Below are 21,005 nucleotides of genomic sequence, written 5' to 3' on the forward strand. Positions count from 1 at the left end.
TTCCTGTAAAAGCATCATCAGGGAGCATCTGCCTGCTGATTTGATGAAGTCGATGGATGTTTGGACAATAATCAGCGTTTTATTTTAAAAACCATATAAAAAGGCCGTCTGAAGCCCCATGTTTTGGGTTTCAGACGGCCTTTTGGTTTTTTGGTTTACCAAATTTCAGACAAAGTTTCTTTGACTTTGGCCTTCACTTCCGCACCGAAGCGGCGGCTGAGCATTTTGCTGAAATCGTCTTGCGGCGTGTAGTTGACCAGCTCGGGGGCTTTGACAACATCGCGGGCAACGCTGTAAATGCTGCCGAAGTCGTCAATCAGGCCGACCTGTTTGGCTTCTTTGCCAGTGTAAATACGGCCGCTGAAAACGTCGGGATACTGTTTGTCTTTCAACCTTGCGCCACGGCCGAGTTTGACGGCTTTGATAAATTCTTGGTGGATATCGCCCAACATGGTTTCCCAAATTTGAGTTTGTGCCGGGGTTTCAGGCGTGAAAGGGTCGCCCATGCCTTTGTTGCTGCCGGCGGTTTTCAGACGGCGTTTGACACCGGCTTTGTCCATCAGGCCGGTAAAGTCGAAACCGCCGCCGATCACGCCGATGCTGCCGACAATGCTGGAAGGGTCGGCGTAAATTTTGTCGGCTGCGGCAGCAATGTAGTAGCAGCCGGAAGCGCACATGTCTTCGGCAACGAGGTAAACAGGGATGTCTTTGTGTTCGGCTTTGAGGCGGCGGACTTCGTTAAAGGCCGTGTTGGACACGACAGGCGAACCGCCGGGGCTGTTGGCGCGGATGATGATGGCCTTAGCGTTGCCGTTCTCGTAGGCGGCTTCCATGCTGTCGCGCAGGATTTGGACTTGGTCGTCGATGTCGTTGCCGATTTCGCCGGTCAGGTCGATAACGGCGGTGTGTTCACTGCGGGCATGGATACTTGTGGTTTTTCCTTCTTCTTCTGCGAAGCCGAAGATCAGGCTGAGGAAGATGAGGACGGCGACACCGCGCCAGATATTGCGCCAAATACGGGCGCGGCGCTGTTCTTGGTAGGCGGCGAGGAGGACTTCGCGCAGGGTGTTGCGCTCCCAGTTGTCGACGGGTGTGGAGGCTGAAGAGGGTGTGTTTTGGGCATCGCCTTCACGGTGGATTCGGTATTGCATGATGTGATGTGCTTTCTTGTGGGCCGTCTGAATGTTCGGACGGCCTTATCGGTTTTAGTTGATGGAATAGCCGCGCAGGTATTGCGTACGTTCGCGGGTCATGCGTGTTTCACACTGCAGGCGCAGGTATTCTGCTTGCGCGGCGTTGTCTGCGGACGCGGCGGCTTGTTGGCAGTTGAGTTTTTTGCTTTGAATCCAGGTGCGTTGTTCGCCGAGGATTTGTTGTTTGACATCGCTGTCCATGCCGCCCCAGAGGTCGTTGATCTCGCCGTCTGCCTGACGGTTTTGCGCGCGCGCGTTGTCGAGCTCGCTTTGGCTGAGGCCGGGTGGCTCGTTGCGCGGAGTTTCACGGTCAGGACGCAGGACTTCGTAGTCTGAATTATCGTCATCATCGGTCAAGCCGACAGCTTGGCTGGCGGCGTTGTTTTCAAGGATGTCTTGCGGATCAATAGTCGGTGGCTCTTCCGTGTTTGGGTTTTGCAGCAGCTTGATGGCCTGCTCTTTGGATACGGGTTTGCCGTCTATCATGACGATGCTTTTCACGCCGTAGGGCAGTAGGGTGGCGGAAAGGGTTTGGGCTGTGGTGCTCAGGGTGTTGTCTTCGAGAACCAGTTTGCCGTCTTTGTCGGGGGTGTAGAGCAGGGTGGTGCTGAACGTGTTGTTTTCAAAAGTCAGGTTGCTGCCCATTAGTTTTTGTTCGAGCATGTCGGACAACGGGGTGTTGCCGTAAATCAGCGGGCTGTTGTCTATAGCCGTTTTGAGGATGGTGTCGGGAATGTGGATTTTGAGGTTGGCGCGGCAGATGGCTTTGCCGTTGTCTTCGGTTTCTTTGGCGTCTTCAAGCAGGGTTTCTAATTCGAGGCCGGCGGCGATGATTTTGTCGGCATCAACGAATTGGCGGCTGTCATTGCGGGCAAAGGAGCGCGCTTGTTGTTTGAGGGTGTCTTCGATGGTGGTACGGATGTTTTGCAGTGTGGCCGGTTGGGCGCAATCAAGCGCGGCTTTCGGCTCTTCTTTGCTGCATGCAGCAAGAAGAATCGTGCTTAAAATCAATACGGAAGCGGTTTTTTTGTACATGGGTACTCCTGAAGATGACGGCCTTTCAGACGGCCTGACGTGCCTATCATAACAAAAGCACTTGCAGCAAGTAAATGCGGCAAGTGCTTTTCTATGTCAGATGTATCAGCCTTTGATGACGCTGACAAAGCCGGAGAGGATGGCGGCGTTGAGCAAGTCAACGAAGAACGCACCGACCATAGGTACAATCAGGAAGGCTTTGTGCGACGGGCCGAAGGTTTGGGTCAGGGACTGCATGTTGGCAACGGCGGTCGGGGTGGCACCCAAACCGAAGCCGCAGTGACCTGCCGCCAATACGGCAGAGTCGTAATCGCGACCCATGAAGACGTAGGTAACGAAAGTGGCGTACAGAATCATCACAACGGTTTGTACGGCCAAGATGATGGTCACAGGGCCTGCCAGACCGGTCAACTCCCACAGTTTCAGATTCAGAAGAGCCATGGCAAGGAAGAGTGACAGGGAAGCGTTACCGAATACGTCGATGGCGCGGTCAAACATATTGACTTTGAAGGCTGAGGTCAGGACATTGCGGATGACCACACCTGCAAACAGACACCATACGAATTTAGGCAAGTCGAAGAAGGCTTTGTCGTAGCCATCCACGATTTCGGCAAATGCCAAACAGCCGGCAAACATAGCCAGGGTTTCGACAGCAGATTCCGCAGTAATCAGGCGGGTACGCTGTGCTTGTTCGAAGATGTCGTCGGCAGCATCGTTGTCGTCGGATTTGGCAGTTTTGACGACAGGTTTACGGCCCAATTTGTTGATCAGACGGCGTGCAACAGGACCACCGATCAAACCGCCGAATACCAGGCCGAATGTTGCAGAAGCCATACCTAAGCCGGTTGCGCCGGTCAGGCCGAATTTGCTTTCAAAGTCAGGACCCCATGCACCGGCAGTACCGTGACCGCCGGTCAGGGTAATCGAACCGGTAATCAGGCCAATCAGCGGATCCAAGCCCAATGCGCTCGCCAAGCCGACACCGACGAAGTTTTGGATGATGATGAATGCACCCACCACGGCGGTAAAGATAACCAAAGGCAAACCGCCCGCTTTCAAACGGGAGAAGTCGGCACTCAAACCGATGGATGTGAAGAAGATGAGCATGAACGCATCTTGCAGCGGTTTTTCAAATTTGAAGCTGACGCCGTAGGCTTCGTGCAGGGCGAACAGGACGATAGCGGCAATCAAACCGCCGGCGACCGGCTCGGGAATATTGAAGTCTCTTAAGAATTTGATTTTTTGAACCAGAAATTTACCAACCAGCAACACGAGCGTGGCGGCAATCAGTGTGTAATAACTGTTGAATTCCCATTCCATGTTGTTTCACCTCCTAGAAATGTTTTTCCGAGCATCCGTTTTTGTTCCGGATGTAGTGTGTTTCAACGCTTGGCGTTATCCGCCGAGTGTCATGGTATTGATGCGCGGACAAGGTGTTTTCAGAAAGAAATGAAAACGATGACGTGTCCGTGAAAAATAACTGGCAAATATTAGGGTAATAGTTAAAGATTGTCAAAAAATGCGAGTGTAAATCTTTTCAGACGGCCTTTTGTCCGATGGCATGATGCGCTTCGCGGCGCCATTGTTCTAATAGGGATGTTAAAGATTCGGCCGAAGTGTGGCCGTTGCTGATGGCGGCCTGCAGCCAGTAGCAGGCGGTCGGAACATGACAGCCGACACCTTGCCCGTGATAGTAAAAACAGGCGAGGTGGTATTGGGCGGAAGGGTGGTTTTGTTCGGCAGCGATGGCGTACCAGTGTGCAGCCGCCCGAGGGTCTTGCGCTGTACCGAGGCCGTAATGGTAGATGCGGCCTAAGGCTGCCGCCGCGTTTTTATGGTGGAACTCGGCAGCTTCCATGTAATTCTTACGCGCGGCATTGTAGTCGGCTGGACGGCCGATGGCGTGGGCTTGTGCTTCCGCCAAACGGTAGATGGTTTCGGTTTGTTGCTGTTGCAGGGCGGCTGTTTTGATTTGTTCGTATTGTTGCGGATGGTACAGCGCGGCGTCGCTGATGAGTTTTTGTGCGGCGGCGGCAGAACCCAGCGCGGCGGCCCGGTGGTAGTAATCGTGCGCGACATGGTTGTCGGCTTTGATGCCGAGGCCGTAGCGGTAGAGGTCGCCCATGATTTTCAGGGCTTCGGGATGGTTTTTCTCAGCGGCGGCTTTGGCATAGCGCGCCGCTTGGAACGGGTCGCGTTTGGAAAGTTCGCCGGTCAGGGCATATTGGGCCAGCTTGGCTTGAGCTTCCGCTTGCTCTTTATCGGCGGCACAACGATACCATTCCAAGGCTTCGGGTTTGCGTTGGGCGGCAAGAAGGTCGGCCAGCAGGGTTTGTGCGGCGATGTGGCCGGCTTGCGTGGCTTGTTCGAGATAGTGTTCGGCTTGTGCGTGGTCGGGGCTGATGCCTGTGCCGTAGAAGTAGATTTGACCGAGTTGCCAACAGGCGGCAGTTACGCCGAGCGCGGCCGCTTTTTCGTATTGTTCGATGGCTGTCGCAACGTCGCCTTGGCGTTGATGATGGCGTGCCAGATGGTAATATGCAGGCGCGGCATATCGGGCGGCAGCAAGTTCCGCCCAGTAAAGGGATTGTGGATCGTTGCGCTGCGCGTGGTAACGCATGAGGATTAATTGGGCTTCAAGATGACCTTGCTCACCCAGCCAGGCGTAGTCGTTAAGAAGCTGTCCTGTTGGGGTACCGTTGTGTTCGCGTTGTTGCAGCAGGATAAAGAGTGCCTTGGGATGGCGTTGGGCCGCGGCGGCTTCCAGCCATGGAAGTGCCTGCTCCGGATGACCATTTTGCAGCAGATGATTGCCCAATACAAAAGCAGCTTCCGTATAACCCTGCTCTGCGGCCTGTTGCAGCAGGGGCAGGGCTTGGGCGGTATTGGATTGTTCCAAAAGGGCGGCGGCTTGCCGGTAGAGGATATCAGGAGCGGCGGTCATGGTTTGCGGGCGGATATAAAGTGGAAGACGGATGCTGCAGCATATGGGCGGCAATACCGGCTGAGGGCTTTGTAAAAATATTGCTCGCCACAGTTTTGTAAAGTGTATTGCCTTGCTGGCTTATCTTTAGGATGTTTGGCTTGTTATATTGTTTTGCCTGGGAGTACATCCATATTTTGTGTGTTATTAAGGCCTCAGCTTGAGTTGGTATGCTTTTATGACATCTCAGTTATTATACTGTCTTTGTAATTTATTGTTAATGATAAATGCAGTTTTTATGTTTTATTTACATGGCAGTAGCTAAGATATTGTTTGCTTCAGGCCGTCTGAAATGTTTTTCAGACGGCCTGAACTTTTCCTTCACTAAGTCAGGTTGTCGGTGTGGAAGAGTCGGATGTGTTTTTGTGAGGAAAAAAGACCTGACTGTAGAAGTTACCGTTAATTTGGGTCACGTTGAGGTGGTACATTCGGTAGGCATGGAACAGCTCTTTGTCAGGCGGTGTCGGATGATTCCAAAATTCTGCCAAGGTATTTTGGTCAGTAATGCCGGGAATATCATAATAGGCACGGCCGAGCACTTTGACAGGCATATTGTGTATCAGTCCGGACAGGCCGCTGGTGCTGTTGATGGTAACCATGCCGAGGCCGTGGCGCAGGAAAACGGGCAGGGGGACATCATGGACGTAAGTGATACGGCCTTTGAGTTTGGGGTGTTTTTTGATAAAGCGTTTGATGTCGCGCGAGTAGTCGATAAAGCCGCGGTCCATCGGATGATGCTTGATGATGAGGTTGGTATCGGCAGGCGCGTGCGCGGCAAAGGAGGCCAAAATATGGAGCAGGAAGCTGCGGACGCTGGAAAAGTCACAATGGATGCGGACTTGGCTGTCGTTGAATACCTGCAAGGGAACAATAAAAAATTTGCCGTATTTGCCCGTCTCCACGCGTTTGGCGATTTGGATGTCTTCAATATAGTAGTTCAAACGCTTGAGGATGGAGATCGACCACAGTTTGAGGTAATGGCCGGCATTGGATGCGCGGTGGTGGATGTAGTTTGGGTACTTGTTCGGGTTGCGGAACAATTCGATATAGTAACGGACGGCGTTTTTGGCCATGGGCATAAACCCGCCGCGTACCGGCGTCGGCGCTTTGTATTCTTGCTGGGCCAGCTTGGGGAATTGTTCCAAAAAAAAGTCGGCACGGCGCGGTAACGGGGAAAATGCGTTGACGCCGTCTTTTTCTAGGGTGATGTAGTAGGGGCGGAAATAGCCTTCTTCAAACGCCCAGAAACCGACTTGGTTTTCGTTTGCAATGCGTTTTGCAATGACGTGATAAGGGCGTGTGTCGCCAAAGCAGACAACGGCCTGGATGTGATGTTGAACGATGTATTCTTGCAAAAACTCAGGAAAGGCATCGTAGTCATCGTTAAAAACAACGGTATGAGCTTGAGTGGGCGGATAAAAATAGTCGTCGCCTGCATTAAAGTTGAATTTATGTACGGTTTTGCCGTTTACAGTCAGCCAGTCGGCAAGACGCAGAAAAAAATTGCCGACAGGACTTTGAAGCAGCAGGATATTTTCTGCGCTTTCAAGCAGGTTTTGCAGGTTGTTTTTGAGGACGGTCTGTTTCATGTCGCAATGTGGTTTTGTTTTTTATGTAATAGTTTTAGGTTGAACTTTCAAGCACACGCCAAGAGAATTAACGATGCAAAGGCAATGATGCCTCAATAGAGGTAAGTTTATGATATATCGTTAATTTAGATGGTGTTTATTTGAAAGATCGATATAGTTGTTTTATTTTACCTAATTTTTTAGCAAAGTACCCGCGATGTAATCCGTTGTTGTTTTTTTGCATATTTTTTTGACGTATCAGGATTTGGGCTGCGGTTTCCGCATTGATGGCCTGATGGGTTTCGGGGTGGATGTAGTCGGGGTAGTGGATGAGCGTGCCGGCAATCAGCTGCCAAAGCTCAAGCCTGCGGCTGCGGCGTGGAATGGGCAGCAGATCTTGGGTAAGCCCCCAGCCTGCATAGAAAGGCAGGCCATAGCAGCTGACTTTTTTGCCGCGCAACAAGGCTTCAAAACCAGTCAGCGAAGTCATGGTGTGAACTTCGTCTGCGTATTGGAGACAGGTCAGGATATCGGCTTGCTCGGCGGTTTGGTCGGCATATCGTGCCGTATCTTCAGGGGAAATATGGCCGATGCGGTTACCGCTGACTACATCGGGATGCGGTTTGTAGATGATATAGGCATCGGGATTGCGTTCGCGTACGGTACGGAGCAGATCCAGATTGCGATAGATTTGGGGTGAACCGTAGCGGATAGACGCATCATCTTCAACCTGGCCGGGAACGAGGATCACGGTTTTGTCGGTTGACGGGACGGTGAAGTCTGAGCTGCCGACGTTGTATTTACTGATGTGGTTTTCGGTCAGCATTTTTTGCAGCTTCAAGGCCGTCTGAAAGTCTTGATTGTCGAAGTTTTGGTTTTGCAGGATGTGTTCAAGACGGGACGGGGTTTCGGCGTTGAAATAAATGCCCATATCGTCGGTAACGAGCGACAGTGGTGGGACTAAATTAGAACCAAGCCCGACCGAGCGGATAAAGCCGTCTTCCATGCGCAGCAGGGGGATGTTGTGTTGTTCGGCAAAACGGACGATGGCCTCTTTGCCGTTGCCCCAAGCAAGGATGCGTGCATCGTTGGATAGTTTGACCCCGGCCAGTTTTTGGGTGGAGGAGATAAATTTCAGACGGCATGAGGGTACGTTAAAGAACGGTTTGGCAACCGCGCGTTTCCACAAAGACATGCCGACGCAATACAACTCGCCACGCAATTTGTCGTTTTTGCGTTTGACCGTCGTCAGATAGTCGATGACATCAAAGAGGCTGCCTGCTTCACCGGTATTGGGGTTGAGGTAGCGGCTGTATTGCAGATAGGCCGCGGCGAAGAGTTGTAGCAAGTTGCGGGGGGCGCGGCGTTGGGTTTGAACAAGGCGGTTGATTTCAGGATGGCGGTCGTCACTCACACCCCATCCGGCATACCACGGCAGGCCGAAGGTGGTCAGCGGTTTGTCGCACAAAAGCGCCTCAAAACCCATTTGTGAGGTAACGCAATAAACTTTATCGACGTTTTGCAACAAAGAAATCGGGTTGATGTCTTCTGCCAAAAGATGGACACGGTGTTGCTGCGCCAGTTGGGTCAGATAGCCTTGTTTTTTGCCGCACAAAACATCGGGATGGGTTTTGACCCAGATATCGGCTTGCGGGTTTTCATTCAAGGCCGTCTGAAACATCAGTTCAAACGTAGAGGCATCTGCACCGCCATATTGGATGGCCATATCGCCGAAGGTTTGATCAATGATGAGGACGGTTTCAGGCTTGGATGGGGAGCGTAAAGGATGATCGTCTGAAAGCTCGGGCGCGTGGTTGTATTTGGACAGGTGGTGTTGCAGGATGAAATCCATCGCCTGTCGCGCCTGAGCCAAGGTTTCAGACGGCATGGTATCGGCTGCGAGAATCAGTTGTTCCAAACGCGAAGGACGCGTGGTGTCGTAGTAGATGCCGATGTCGTCATAGACGATGGAATAGGGCGGATAGCCGGCAACACCCAGTCCGAGCGATCGCAAAAAGCCGTCTTCCAAAGCAATAAAGGGAAGCTGGTGTTCGGCGGCAAAAGCACGCGCTTTGTGTGTCGTCGGGCGCAAACCCCATCCGACAACAGTCTCTGCACCTTTTCCGTCTTTGCAGATATGAAACTCAGGCAATAGGGTGGAGAGATGGGGAATTTTGCGGATGCCGCGAGAGGGAATGTAGGCGTTTTTCACAATGCGTTTTTGTCGATTATTGTTATTAATAGATTGTAGGCCGTCTGAAAAGAGGAACATTCTTTCAGACGGCCTGAATTATTTTTAAAACGTTACGGCTTCGCCCAATACTTTGCCTGCCAAGTCTTTAGGCGACAGGTTCGGCTCGCCTTGCAACGGCCAGTCGATACCGACGGTCGGATCATTCCAAATCAGCGAGTGTTCGGCTTTTGGGTTGTAATAGTCTGTGCATTTATAGACGAACTCAGCTTCATCGCTCAGTACATAGAAGCCGTGAGCGAAACCTTCGGGTACCCATAGTTGGCGTTTGTTTTCTGCGGACAGAATCTCGCCTACCCATTTGCCGAAAGTGGGGGAGTCTTTACGCATGTCGACGGCCACATCGAATACTTCGCCGACAACCACGCGCACGAGTTTGCCTTGTGTGTTTTCAGTTTGATAGTGCAGGCCGCGTAATACGCCTTTGCTGGATTTGGAATGGTTTTCCTGCACGAAGGTACGGTCGCAGACTTGTGTCTTGAACCACTCGTCGCGGAAGGTTTCCATAAAAAAGCCGCGCGCGTCGCCGAAGACTTGCGGCTCAAGCAGTTTTACGTCAGGAATGGCGGTATCAATGATGTTCATCGTTTTATCTTTCATCTAAAGGCCGTCTGAAAAGTTTCAGACGGCCTCAAACATTATTTTTTCAACAGGCGCAGCAAATATTGGCCGTATTGGTTTTTTGCCATCGGGCGCGCCAGTTCTTCCAGTTTTTCATCGGAAAGCCAACCGTTGCGCCAAGCGATTTCTTCCAGGCAGGCGATTTGCAGGTCTTGGATGTTTTGCACGGTTTGGACGAATGAAGCGGCTTCGTGCAGGCTCTCGTGGGTGCCGGTGTCCAACCATGCGAAACCGCGTCCCAAGAGTTGTACCGACAATGAACCGTCTTCCAAATACATTTGGTTGAGGTCGGAAATTTCCAATTCGCCGCGGGCGGATGGTTTGATTTGTTTGGCAAACTCGACGACGCGTTGGTCGTAGAAGTACAAGCCGGTTACCGCCCAATCGGATTTGGGCTGTTGCGGTTTCTCTTCGATAGACAGGGCGTTGAAGTTTTCGTCAAATTCAACCACGCCGAAACGTTCGGGGTCTTTGACCTGATAACCGAATACGGTTGCGCCGTGGGTCTTGGCGGCAGCCTGTTTCAATGTTTGCGTAAATGATTGGCCGTAGAAAATATTGTCGCCCAAAACCAAGCAAACATTGTCGTTGCCGATAAATTCTTCGCCGATGATAAATGCCTGTGCCAAGCCGTCCGGACTGGGTTGAACGGCATAGCTGATGGAAATGTCGAAATCGCTGCCGTCGCCGAGCAGGCGCTTGAAAGAGGCGTTGTCTTCTGGCGTGGTAATTACCAAAATATCGCGGATTCCTGCCAGCATCAATACGGACAGGGGATAATAAATCATGGGCTTGTCGTACACGGGCAGCAGCTGTTTGGATACGCCGCGCGTGATGGGGTAGAGGCGCGTGCCGCTGCCGCCGGCAAGGATAATGCCTTTCATGGGTTTTCTCCTGAGTAGTGTGTGTTTGCGTGATTTTCAGATGGCCTAATATGGGAACAGGCCGTCTGAAAACTTATTTTCCGGTGCCTAAACGTTCCAAACGGTAGCTACCGTTCAATACGTTTTGCCACCAGGTTTTGTTGTCCAAATACCATTGCACTGTTTTGCGGATGCCGGATTCGAATGTTTCCTGTGGTTTCCAGCCCAGCTCCCTGCCGATTTTGGCAGCGTCGATGGCGTAGCGTACGTCATGGCCGGGGCGGTCTTGCACGAAGGTAATCAAATCTTCATAACGCGCCACACCGGCCGGTTTTTCAGGAATAAGCTCTTCCAGCAGGGCGCAGATGGTTTTGACGACTTCAATATTGGCTTTTTCATTGTGGCCGCCGATATTGTAGGTTTCGCCGACAACACCTTCGGTAACAACCTGATACAGCGCGCGCGCGTGGTCTTCGACAAACAGCCAGTCGCGGATTTGCATACCGTCGCCGTAAACGGGCAGCGGTTTGCCGTCGAGTGCGTTCAGAATCATTAACGGAATGAGTTTTTCCGGGAAGTGGTACGGGCCGTAGTTGTTGGAGCAGTTGGTTACGATGGTTGGCAGTCCGTAAGTGCGCAGCCATGCACGTACGAGGTGGTCACTGGACGCTTTAGAAGCAGAGTAGGGGCTGGACGGCGCGTATGGCGTGGTCTCGGTAAATAAATCGTCCGTACCGTGCAAATCGCCATAGACTTCATCGGTAGAAATATGGTGGAAGCGGAAGGCTTCGCGTTTTTCAGACGGCATTTGTTGCCAGTAGGCGCGGGCCGCTTCAAGCAGATTGAATGTACCGACGATATTGGTTTGGATAAACTCGCCTGCCGAATCGATGGAGCGGTCGACATGGCTTTCCGCAGCCAAGTGCATCACGGCATCAGGCTGGTGTTGTGCGAATACGCGGTCGAGTTCGGCGCGGTCGCAAATATCCACTTGCTCAAAAGCATAGCGAGGATTATTGGCTACCCCAGTCAAAGATTCCAAATTGCCGGCATAAGTTAGTTTATCGACATTGACGACAGAGTCTTGGGTGTTTTGGATAATATGACGGACAACGGCAGAACCGATAAAGCCCGCGCCGCCGGTAACAAGGATTTTTTTCATAAGTTTCAGAGGATAGTCAAAATAATATAAACGGATTATAGCAGACAGAAAGTGTGTTTTTCAGATAAAGAGGCCGTCTGAAAACATCTCTTTCAGACGGCCTGTATCAGGTCAACTTAATCGTCGTAGCCATTTGGGTTGTTGCTGACCCAGCGCCATGAGTCTTCCATCATCTGCGCCAAATCGCGTTTGGTTTCCCAACCTGTTTGCGCTTTGGTGTAGGCAGGATCGGCGTAGAAACAGGCCAAATCGCCATCGCGACGCGGTTTGATTTGGAACGGAATGGTCAAACCGGAGGCTGCCTCAAAAGCACGGATGATTTCCAATACCGAATAAGCACGTCCCGAACCCAAATTAAACAGGTGTACACCCGAAATATCGCTTTTCGCCTGCATCGCCGCCACATGGCCTTCCGCCAAATCCATCACATGGATATAGTCGCGCATACCCGTACCGTCTGGGGTAGGGTAGTCATCGCCGAAAACCGACAATTGCGGCAGCTTGCCTGAAGCCACTTGGCAGATATAAGGCAGCAGATTGTTTGGAATACCGTTTGGCTGCTCGCCGATCAGACCGCTTTCATGCGCACCGATAGGGTTGAAATAGCGCAACAAAATCACGCTCCAACGCGGATCAGCCTTTTGGATATCCGTCAAAATGCGCTCCACCATAGACTTAGACGTGCCGTAAGGGCTGGTCGTATTCCCCGGTTGCATATCTTCCGTATAAGGCACTTTACCCGGATCGCCGTAAACCGTAGCCGATGAACTGAACACAATCTTAAATACACCGGCACGCGCCATTTCTTCAGCCAAAACCAAGCTGCCGGACACATTGTTGTCATAGTATTTCATTGGTTCGGCCACGCTTTCACCGACTGCCTTCAAGCCGGCAAAATGGATGACGGCATCAATATCGTGTTCTGCAAAGATTTGACGCAACACTTCACGATCACGGATATCCCCTTGGTAAAAAGGCACAGACTTGCCGGTAATCTTTTCCAAGCGCGGGAGGATGTTGGCAGACGAATTACACAAATTGTCCAAAATCACGGCATTAAAACCTGATTTCAGCAGGGAAACAACGGTATGAGAACCGATAAAACCGGTACCGCCGGTGATAAGAATAGTCATTGGTTTTCCTTAATTAAAATTGTGTTTGGAAGTCGTGAAACCGGTTGGCTGAAAATACAAACGCTTTCAGATGGCCTGGTGTAAGTGTTGTCAAAGAGGGATTGCTTTATTTGGTTATTGTATATTTAGTTACCTGAAAAGTAAAAAAATATGGGATAATCACAGTGTTATGCACAGGGTGCAAAGCGTTATCATTTCAATTTTAATAAAAGGATCTTACCATGTCAGTATCTAACGAAGTTTTGGCGTTGATTTCACAAGTTGCACAAAAACAAGTGTCAGCAAATGAAGAATTGTTGTCTACAGGACTTATTGATTCTGTGAGCGCAATGGATTTGGTTATGGCCATCAAACAAAAATTTGATGTTGATTTGCCGTTTGAGCAACTGGTTGATATTTTGGCAAACTCAGCCAATATCATTCAATATGTTGAAAATAATTACAAAGGCTAAATCATGAAACAATTAAATGAATTCCAAAATCTTGATGATTTTTTGGAATACCGTTTCAGCCAAACTTCGGGAAAAGCGTTAGTTAATGATACTCAGGAATGTTCTTGGGAAGAGTTGCGCGTAAAAATAGCCGCATTTATCGAGGCTTACAAAAGCATAGCAGATATTACCAAAAACATTCCTTTGGTGTTGCACGGCCATAAAGAAATTGATTTTGCAGTGGCAATTTATGCCTGCTTATTAAACAAAATCCCTTTTATTCCGGTGGATAGTATTTATCCTGAAAGCCGTCTGAACAATATCTGCCAACTGTCGAAAGCACGCTTTGTGTACCGTTCGGCAACGCAAACTTTTGAAAAGCAGACTGATGAAGAAGTAGAGTTGGCTGAAAAAGATTTGGCTTACATCATGTTTACTTCAGGAACAACCGGCGCACCTAAGGGTGTGCAAATCGGTCGTGAGGCTGTATTCAACCTGATGAAATGGATGAAAGAGCAGCTTAATTTAGCCGCACCTAATGTATTCATGAATCAGGCTCCGTTTGCGTTTGATTTGTCAATGTACGAAATCTTTGGCAACTTGGCTTACGGTGGTTGCATTGTCATGAACAGTCGTGATGCTATTTCTAATCCTGCCACCTGGATTGATTTTTTGGCCAAACAACAAATTACTACTTGGGTTTCCACGCCTTCTTTTGCCATGCAGCAGCTGCTTAACCCTAAATGTAGTCAGGCTACTTTACCGAGTTTGAAAGAATTTTTGTTCTGTGGCGAAAAACTTGGCAAACCAGTAGTAAATATGATTTTTCAAAAATTTCCCGGTGTCCGTGTTATCAATACCTATGGTCCGACTGAGGCTACTGTAGCAACAACTTACGTTGATATTACGCCTGATATGCTGGCGGCAGAAGAAGAGTTGCCTGTAGGCGTTGCCGTGCTTAATTCCAAATTAGAGATTGTTGATGAAGAGATTTGGATTAGTGGCAATCATGTGATGCGTGGCTATCTGAACAACGAAACTGAAAATGCTAAACGCTTGGTAGTACACAGTGCAGATAACCGTACTTATAAAACAGGTGACTATGGTTTTGAAAAAAATGGATTGTTCTATGTACAAGGCCGTAAAGACGAGCAGATTAAGCTCAATGGCTACCGTATCGAACTTTCAGAAATTGAAGAAAAAATCCTTAACCTTAAGGAATTTGCCTTTGATAATGTGGCAGTAGTGGCTTTGAAGCGCAACACAGGCGCAGTATTGCGTTTGGTGTGTTTCTATACAGCCAAGCAAAGTGCAGATACTCAGGCGATCAAAGACGCATTAGTACAAAATTTACCGTCTTACATGATGCCGTCTGAATTTATTCACATTGATGAAATTCCAGTCAGCACCAACCACAAAACCGACAAAAAAGCATTGTTGGAAAAATATCAGCAGGGTTTATAAAATGGATTTATATCAAATTCAGCAAAACATCTTACGAAAAGCCAAGATTGATCCTCAAAAGGTTAACGCTTGGATTTATAACAATCAAAGTATAGTGTTTGATTTTCTGTTGAACGACTATTTTGTCAGCGTCAGTTATACGGTAGTAGGACAAACCTTTAACTTTATTGAGCGCAATAAGAGCAAGGTTTCTCAAATTTCTGGTTTTCCAAAATTTTTGAAATATATTTCAGAAGTCTATGGAAGTTACCCGCAATCGGTTAATCAAGAAAAGACAGTATTGTCTTTTAAATTTGCTGAAGCCGATTGGGCAAAAATTGAGGATAAATTTAGTGAGATTTTAGAAGTTACTTCTATTTATCTTGGTAGCGAATTGTGTTACATCCTGAATGTTGAAAAAAATAAAGGCATTAATTTAGCCGAGTACTTGGATAAGCCGGAAGTTGAATACATTGGTGTCAAAGGCGACAGTAATGAGTTTTTCCTAAGCTATGCTCGGAATCATGGACTAAGTGATTATGTTTATGAGCTAAATAATAGAGGCTTTTTAGCTGTTGAACACAAAATGGGTGTAAGTGTGTTCCGTCGTGTGAACAAGCACAGCTATAAAGATCTTTTGGCTTATTTCCCAGACTCTTTCCATGAGTTGGAAAATGTCATTTATACTGTTGAAGCACCGAAAGTATTGAGTGCCAACAAGAAAAACCTATTGGTGTTGTTCTCTTATACCAATAAGAGTAATGAGAATATGGTTGACCGTTATTATAGCCACCCATTTCCATTTATCAGCAACAGCATTATGCCAAATACTTATATCATCCGTATGGCTGATGTATCAGATGCGTTTGGCAGTCACGGGTTGAATACAAAGTTTGATGAAAATATCGAAGACAATATCCAGCGTTTCATTAAGAGCCTGATGAGTATTTATGGTGTAGATAAGAAAAACGTAGTCATTTGCGGTGCATCATCAGGCGGTACAGGGGCGGTATATCATGGCTTAATTGGTGGGTACAAAACCTTTGCAATCGACCCATTTTTGGGCAACCATAAATACTATGGTGGCAAAGATCCATTGTATCTGCACTCTATCCGTACGCCGATTTTGGAGACTTTCAAAAAGCTACCAGATGTAATTGATCATAACCTTGAAAATCAAGTGGTCATTTCATCGGCTAAGGTATCAGAGTTTTACCCGGATATTAAAGAGCTGAAAGAAGCATTGCCTACAGTTGTATTATGTGAGTTTGACTTTGAAAAAATTCAAAAGCACATAGATTTTTCAGGCAACACAGTATTCTTGTCCAATACCATTATCAATAATTTGCTGTTGGATATCCATATCACTGATTCGGACATTAATCTGAATTAAAATATGAAGTAGATATATACTAGCTTGATTAGTGTATTAACAGTAAAGGCCGTCTGAAAACATAAAAGTTTTCAGACGGCCTTTTTTTAAGATAAGACAGAGATTACTCTAAACAAGCCAATTGTTTTTTCAGACACTCAGCCTGTAATGTCTTGTCACCTTTCGCTTCCGCTATTTCAGCTGCCAGTTTCCAATATGCTGCTGTGTCTTGTAGAGAGAGGCTGTCAAAATAACGTTGTGCTGCCTGATGGTTTTTCAGACGGCATAAAGCAGTTGTATAAAGATACATCGTTTCCGGTGAGGTTTGTGCAAAATCAGCCAATATTTTGGTGACAGACTCCCAATCTTGGTTTTGGGCAAGTTTTTCAGCTTCATACAAGGCCAAAGACGGATTCTCAGGATATTTTTGGCGCAGTTGAGCCAATAGATATCCTTCGCCGTCAGTGTTGCCGGTAGCGTACATTTTTTTCAGATAATCGACTGTTAAATCTTCAGGAATTAAGAGCAGATTTTCTTCAAAGGCACGGTTAAGCTGGGTAAATAGTTTTTCAGAATCACCGCGTAATTTTGCCAGTCTTGCAATCGCGATACGGCAACTTGGATCATTCTGAGTATGGTTTTCAAAAGCAACCAAAAACTGATGCGCGCCTTGTAAGTTACCAAGTTTCATACAGAGGTAAGAAGCCAACAGCTCGGGTTTGAGATAGCCTTTTGTGCGATCATCCAAGCCATCAATATACGTTTTCAGTAAAGCCAATGCTACAAAATAATTCTGCTCCGATAGCTTTTGTGCTACGGCTAACAAAGGTTGATATGAGTCGGATAAGTCTGTACCTATACGAGCAAACAGTTTTTCAGACGGCCTTTTTGCTTGGTGAAACGAGGCTGCAAGTAATGCTACAAGTAAATCATTTTGCGTTCCTATATGCTCGTTTTCAGCAAAAAATTCCGCCCCTTTAACGGCATTACCGATATATAAATCCATTTTCGCATGCCAGTAATCAGCGGTATCAGGATAATCAGGTAACAGGTTTTGCAAAGTATCAAACTGGTTGCTTTCAAATAAAGCGTTCAGATAACGATGGCGATAATCAGCTGTTTCTTCCGCATTCAGACGGCTTGTATCAAGCAGAGTTTGGATACGGGTTGCTGCCAAGTCCCATGCATGATGATTCTCTGCTTGCTCAATCATATTGATTAAAATAGGCAGATTGTCAGCGGTTTCGGCATGGTCAAGAGCAGTAATAGCTTGATACACGCGTTCGCAGTTGCCACCTTCCTGGAAGGGGAAAGTATCGCGGATACGATCAAGATATTCGGGTTTGGCATGTCCTGATTTTAAAATGCTTTCTAATTCAGTCAGCGTTTCATGCTGATTGATGGTAATAGGGCCAAATCCGTCAGTTTCGTAAGAGAAATAGCCTTTTTGATAGGTGTGCGTACCTGAAAAGAAGGCTTCTTTATCAAATTGATAGTAAATAATTGCCTTATTCAGATAGGCCATGTCAAATGCTACTGATGAGTAGTCGGTAATCAATACGGCGCAACGTCCGAAAAGATACTGAATACTTTCAGTTTCACGCAGTCCACTCCAGATTTTTATATAGGTAGGGACATTCATTACTTCCAAATAGGGCTCGATATTTGGGTGTGGTGCAAAAATTACTTCGTAGCCGTAGGTTTCTGCCATTTCCTTCAGGCGCTGGTCGTGAAGCAGAGCCTGCCAGTAACGGGCATAGTCAGTTTCCATAAAAGCACTGTTGAGCGTACGAGTATTGCTACCTGTACCGATATTTTGACCGACAATGTTATTGCGCCAAGTTGGCATAATCAGGATCTTGCGACTGTCGGGCTTATTTTTTGATAGTAAGGAGTCGTAGCGTGGAAATCCAGTTAGTGCTACTTCTTTTTCGGTCAGCTTGTAGGTATTGAAGTCAGCCTTAATCGAGCGACTTTCTGGCTCAGTAGTGGTAATGAAACAGTGTAGGTTTTGCTTGCTATTTGTCCATGCAGAAAGATTGTCTTTGGTTACTCCGTGCTGAAGAAAGACAAATTTTTTGCTGTGTTCGTATAAATCCCCAAAATAATTATTAATGTGTTTTTCCAAATGACTGGAAATGATTTTTTCAGCTTTACGTAGATGTCGTTCATATTCACTACCGCCGAATTCTACAAGTTTGAAGCCTTCTTGTTCGAGACGGTTCCAGTCTGGGGCAGTTTTGTTGAGTACGAAATAGCAAGTTTGTTCAGGGTGGTTCTGCATCATATAACGATAAAAATGCTCAGCGTTGTCGTCAGCTTTAGTTTCCCTATCCATTAAGAGCCAGCTGCCGTCTGAAAGGTATTTTTCAGACGGCGTAAATAAACCGATAAGTTCATTTAATGCGATGCCGTGCATAAAGGTTTTACCTTTAATTGAAATTCGCATTGCTTTTTTGTTAAGTAGAATATTAATTTTGGCGTTGTCTGCAACATCACCATAGGGAATCCACAAACGTTTTTCGTAAACAAATAATTGTTCATTTAGCTTATTGACCACGCTTTTTGCATAGACAGGAATAAGATCATGCCCATCGGCCTGCACAGAATATGGCTGGTCGAAATAGGTAAAATAGCTGATAAGGAACTGTTTGCGTTCACGATCGATATTTTCAACATAGGCGATTTGGAATGGTGGCTCGCTCTGTTTGAACATTCCAAGCATACCAACTTTATGGAATAACCATACTCCCGCTAAGCCAAATTCCATAATATTTTTTTGATCAATATAATTAAAAACCTGCTGCATTAGATCATAAAAATGTGATTTTTGTTTGGCATCCAACAAATCTAGACGTTCAGGTCTATTAAGCAATTGTTGGATATACCAAGCCATATCATATAATGCGGTTTTTTGTATTGAGGAGGGTACATGCCCTAAGCGGTTTTTATAGTTTTGAAGCATAGGCAAGAAGCCATACTCAAAAACATTAGAAAACTTTTCTACTTTTTGCCAAGAAGTATCTAAAGTGGATGTGCCACTTTCACGTTTACGATAGAAATAGACGGCATCTCTGTCAAACACAGCTTTTGCGTCCTGCAAATCTAATAAATAGTCTGCAATAAATTTGCCATCTTCAAAGTTTGGCTTAACATTGTGGTTAAACACCAAATTCTGTTTTTTAATATGGCTGACTCTGAAAAAGGTGGAGGCAGCAGACATATTGATGAATTTATCGAGTTTGACAACATCAATAACGTGGGTTTTGTTAAAACGGAATCTTAGAGGATGACTGTCTTTAATGATATTTTGATTTTCAAAGAAAAACTTCATGTTAGTAGCTACAGTTACTGTCGACGGATGTTGGCTAATTTGAGTATCTACTGATTTGAAGTAGTCAGGGTGAAGATAGTCGTCAGGGTCAGTAAATACTACCCATTCAGTTTGTGTATGTTGCAAACCCAGATTGCGTGCCGAGGCCTGACCGCCATTTTCTTTGTAAAAATAATGGATATTTTGGGGAAACTTGGCTTGCCATCGTTTGATGATTTCTGCCGAATGGTCGGTTGATCCATCATCTACTAGAATGATTTGAATGTGTTTTTTGAAATTCAAGCTTTGTTTGACGATGCTGTCAAAGTATTCATCAAGGTATTTTTCGACGTTATAAACAGCTGAAACGATTGTAAATTGATTATTACCTTCGTATTTTAAGGGAAGGTATTTTTTGAGTTTCATTACGCGTTTGGCGTACATGTCGCGGAAAAAGAGTTTAGGGTCTCGTAAGAGCTTCCGAAATTTTTTATTGTTCATTTTTTTGACCTTTTATTTTTATTTGGTTTTGAAGTAATTTTCCAGCATTTGAATCAGTTTGTCCTGGTAGTTTTCAATCTGTTGCTGGCTGTGAAAATCGTTGGCACAAAAAGAGTGTGGCTGCCGCCCATTTTTTTTATTTTCTAAGAGCTTGATATATTGGGCAGGCGCTTTGTTGGAACGGATATTAAAATAATAACATATTTCATTACCTACTGTAGATTTCCTGTTTAAAAACATCAGCCAAGGTACGAGGAAGGTGGCAAGATTGAGATCGTGGTTAGAACGGAAACGGTTGGATAAAAAGGCTTGAATCTCAGTACGGTAGTGCTGCCAAGCAAATTGAAAGCTGCTTTTATGCAGTGGGATATAGGTGTGTACTAACGGACGGTCGATGTGGCAGTCGTAGTGCTGTTGCAATAGTGCGATACAGTTTTTTGAGGCGGAAAGAGTGGGTGTATCGGTTCCTCTTTCGGACATTTGTTTTAGGCTTTTGTCTGCAATAAATAGTGAAGCAATGCCGTTGGCGTGAAAAAAATGTTCCTTCGGTAATGGCCGGGCAACAAATACATCATCGTTAAAATAGATGAAGTGTTCATTTAGATTAGGAATGTTGTGCAGGTGTGCTTCGATTACATGCGAATTGAAGGTAGGCAGGTATTGTGGGTCAATGATTTGACTGTGATCTATTATGCTGACATTGGGATAGTCGGCAGGATTGAGCCAGTCGGGGCGTTGGTTGTCGGTAATGATGTAGATATGGTTGACCCACGGCAGGAAGGTACGCACGCTGTGAAGTGAATAGTAAAGTTCGTTGTGGTTGCTGAAACGGGCTTCGTCATTATTGTGGAGTGCGTTTTGTTCGGCGGTAGGGCTATGTTGGCGGCGGCGTTGCTGCCATTTGGGATCTTGGTTATTTACCCATGTGAAAACGACATCAACTTTAATAGGGGGAAGGTTGATACTATTTTCAAGTTCGGCTAAATACAGGCTGTTGTCGATAATGACCGGTTCGTCAGACTCTGTTGTACGCTGTTCGGCGTTGCGGACAGGGTATCTTTTGTTGAGATAGTCGCGGAAGAATACGCCTGGTTGTCGAATCAGTTTTTTAAGTTTTCTCATGACGGTATTCGCTG

General features: G+C 46.9%; 15 protein-coding genes. 3 read left to right on the forward strand and 12 right to left on the reverse strand.

The genetic code is table 11. The features are described from left to right. Positions 1 to 155: 155 nt before the first annotated feature. The 10 genes from HMPREF2865_RS06675 to galE form a co-directional block, all read right to left on the reverse strand. Positions 156 to 1,151: a S49 family peptidase gene (locus tag HMPREF2865_RS06675; RefSeq protein ID WP_070646505.1), complete on the reverse strand. Its 996-nt coding sequence runs from the start codon at positions 1,149 to 1,151 to the stop codon at positions 156 to 158. Positions 1,152 to 1,205: 54 nt separating this feature from the next. Then, entirely contained in the window at positions 1,206 to 2,228 is a 1,023-nt protein-coding gene (locus HMPREF2865_RS06680) for a lysozyme inhibitor LprI family protein (RefSeq protein WP_070646506.1), read from the reverse strand. Positions 2,229 to 2,333: 105 nt separating this feature from the next. Further along, entirely contained in the window at positions 2,334 to 3,548 is a 1,215-nt protein-coding gene (gltS, locus tag HMPREF2865_RS06685; protein ID WP_070646507.1) for a sodium/glutamate symporter, read from the reverse strand. Between the two features lie 217 nt (positions 3,549 to 3,765). After that, positions 3,766 to 5,172, reverse strand: a complete 1,407-nt coding sequence (locus tag HMPREF2865_RS06690; RefSeq protein ID WP_070646508.1) for an SEL1-like repeat protein — start codon at positions 5,170 to 5,172, stop codon at positions 3,766 to 3,768. Positions 5,173 to 5,540: 368 nt separating this feature from the next. Then, positions 5,541 to 6,800, reverse strand: a complete 1,260-nt coding sequence (locus tag HMPREF2865_RS06695; RefSeq protein WP_070646509.1) for a capsule biosynthesis protein — start codon at positions 6,798 to 6,800, stop codon at positions 5,541 to 5,543. Positions 6,801 to 6,936: 136 nt separating this feature from the next. Then, positions 6,937 to 9,051 carry a capsular polysaccharide biosynthesis protein gene (locus HMPREF2865_RS06700; RefSeq protein WP_070646510.1) on the reverse strand — a complete coding sequence of 705 codons (2,115 nt, stop codon included), beginning with the start codon at positions 9,049 to 9,051 and terminating at the stop codon, positions 6,937 to 6,939. 24 nt (positions 9,052 to 9,075) lie between these two features. Continuing rightward, on the reverse strand, positions 9,076 to 9,615 hold the full coding sequence (gene rfbC / locus HMPREF2865_RS06705) for a dTDP-4-dehydrorhamnose 3,5-epimerase (RefSeq protein ID WP_070646575.1): 540 nt from the start codon (positions 9,613 to 9,615) through the stop codon (positions 9,076 to 9,078). Positions 9,616 to 9,668: 53 nt separating this feature from the next. Beyond that, complete coding sequence (gene rfbA / locus HMPREF2865_RS06710) at positions 9,669 to 10,535, reverse strand: glucose-1-phosphate thymidylyltransferase RfbA (protein WP_070646511.1); 867 nt, start codon at positions 10,533 to 10,535, stop codon at positions 9,669 to 9,671. 73 nt (positions 10,536 to 10,608) lie between these two features. Continuing rightward, the gene (rffG, locus tag HMPREF2865_RS06715) at positions 10,609 to 11,676 is read right to left on the reverse strand and encodes a dTDP-glucose 4,6-dehydratase (RefSeq protein ID WP_070646512.1); all 1,068 of its coding nucleotides are present in this window, start codon (positions 11,674 to 11,676) and stop codon (positions 10,609 to 10,611) included. Between the two features lie 116 nt (positions 11,677 to 11,792). Then, entirely contained in the window at positions 11,793 to 12,809 is a 1,017-nt protein-coding gene (galE, locus tag HMPREF2865_RS06720) for a UDP-glucose 4-epimerase GalE (RefSeq protein WP_070646513.1), read from the reverse strand. Between the two features lie 221 nt (positions 12,810 to 13,030). Between galE and HMPREF2865_RS06725 the strand changes: the two genes are divergently transcribed. The 3 genes from HMPREF2865_RS06725 to HMPREF2865_RS06735 are packed head-to-tail and all read left to right on the forward strand — an operon-like array spanning position 13,031 to position 16,076. Continuing rightward, positions 13,031 to 13,261 (forward strand): acyl carrier protein, encoded by a 231-nt coding sequence (locus HMPREF2865_RS06725; RefSeq protein WP_003747973.1) that lies wholly within the window; start codon positions 13,031 to 13,033, stop codon positions 13,259 to 13,261. 3 nt (positions 13,262 to 13,264) lie between these two features. Further along, the gene (locus HMPREF2865_RS06730; RefSeq protein WP_004519078.1) at positions 13,265 to 14,704 is read left to right on the forward strand and encodes an AMP-binding protein; all 1,440 of its coding nucleotides are present in this window, start codon (positions 13,265 to 13,267) and stop codon (positions 14,702 to 14,704) included. Position 14,705: 1 nt separating this feature from the next. Beyond that, complete coding sequence (locus tag HMPREF2865_RS06735; protein WP_070646514.1) at positions 14,706 to 16,076, forward strand: XcbB/CpsF family capsular polysaccharide biosynthesis protein; 1,371 nt, start codon at positions 14,706 to 14,708, stop codon at positions 16,074 to 16,076. Between the two features lie 103 nt (positions 16,077 to 16,179). Here the strand turns inward: HMPREF2865_RS06735 and HMPREF2865_RS06740 are convergent, their stop codons facing one another. Next, on the reverse strand, positions 16,180 to 19,869 hold the full coding sequence (locus HMPREF2865_RS06740; protein ID WP_070646515.1) for a CDP-glycerol glycerophosphotransferase family protein: 3,690 nt from the start codon (positions 19,867 to 19,869) through the stop codon (positions 16,180 to 16,182). 18 nt (positions 19,870 to 19,887) lie between these two features. Continuing rightward, on the reverse strand, positions 19,888 to 20,991 hold the full coding sequence (locus HMPREF2865_RS06745) for a stealth family protein (protein WP_070646516.1): 1,104 nt from the start codon (positions 20,989 to 20,991) through the stop codon (positions 19,888 to 19,890). Positions 20,992 to 21,005: the final 14 nt, after the last annotated feature.

Origin of the sequence: Neisseria sp. HMSC073G10 (assembly GCF_001812605.1) — a bacterium.
Lineage (GTDB): Bacteria > Pseudomonadota > Gammaproteobacteria > Burkholderiales > Neisseriaceae > Neisseria > Neisseria subflava_A.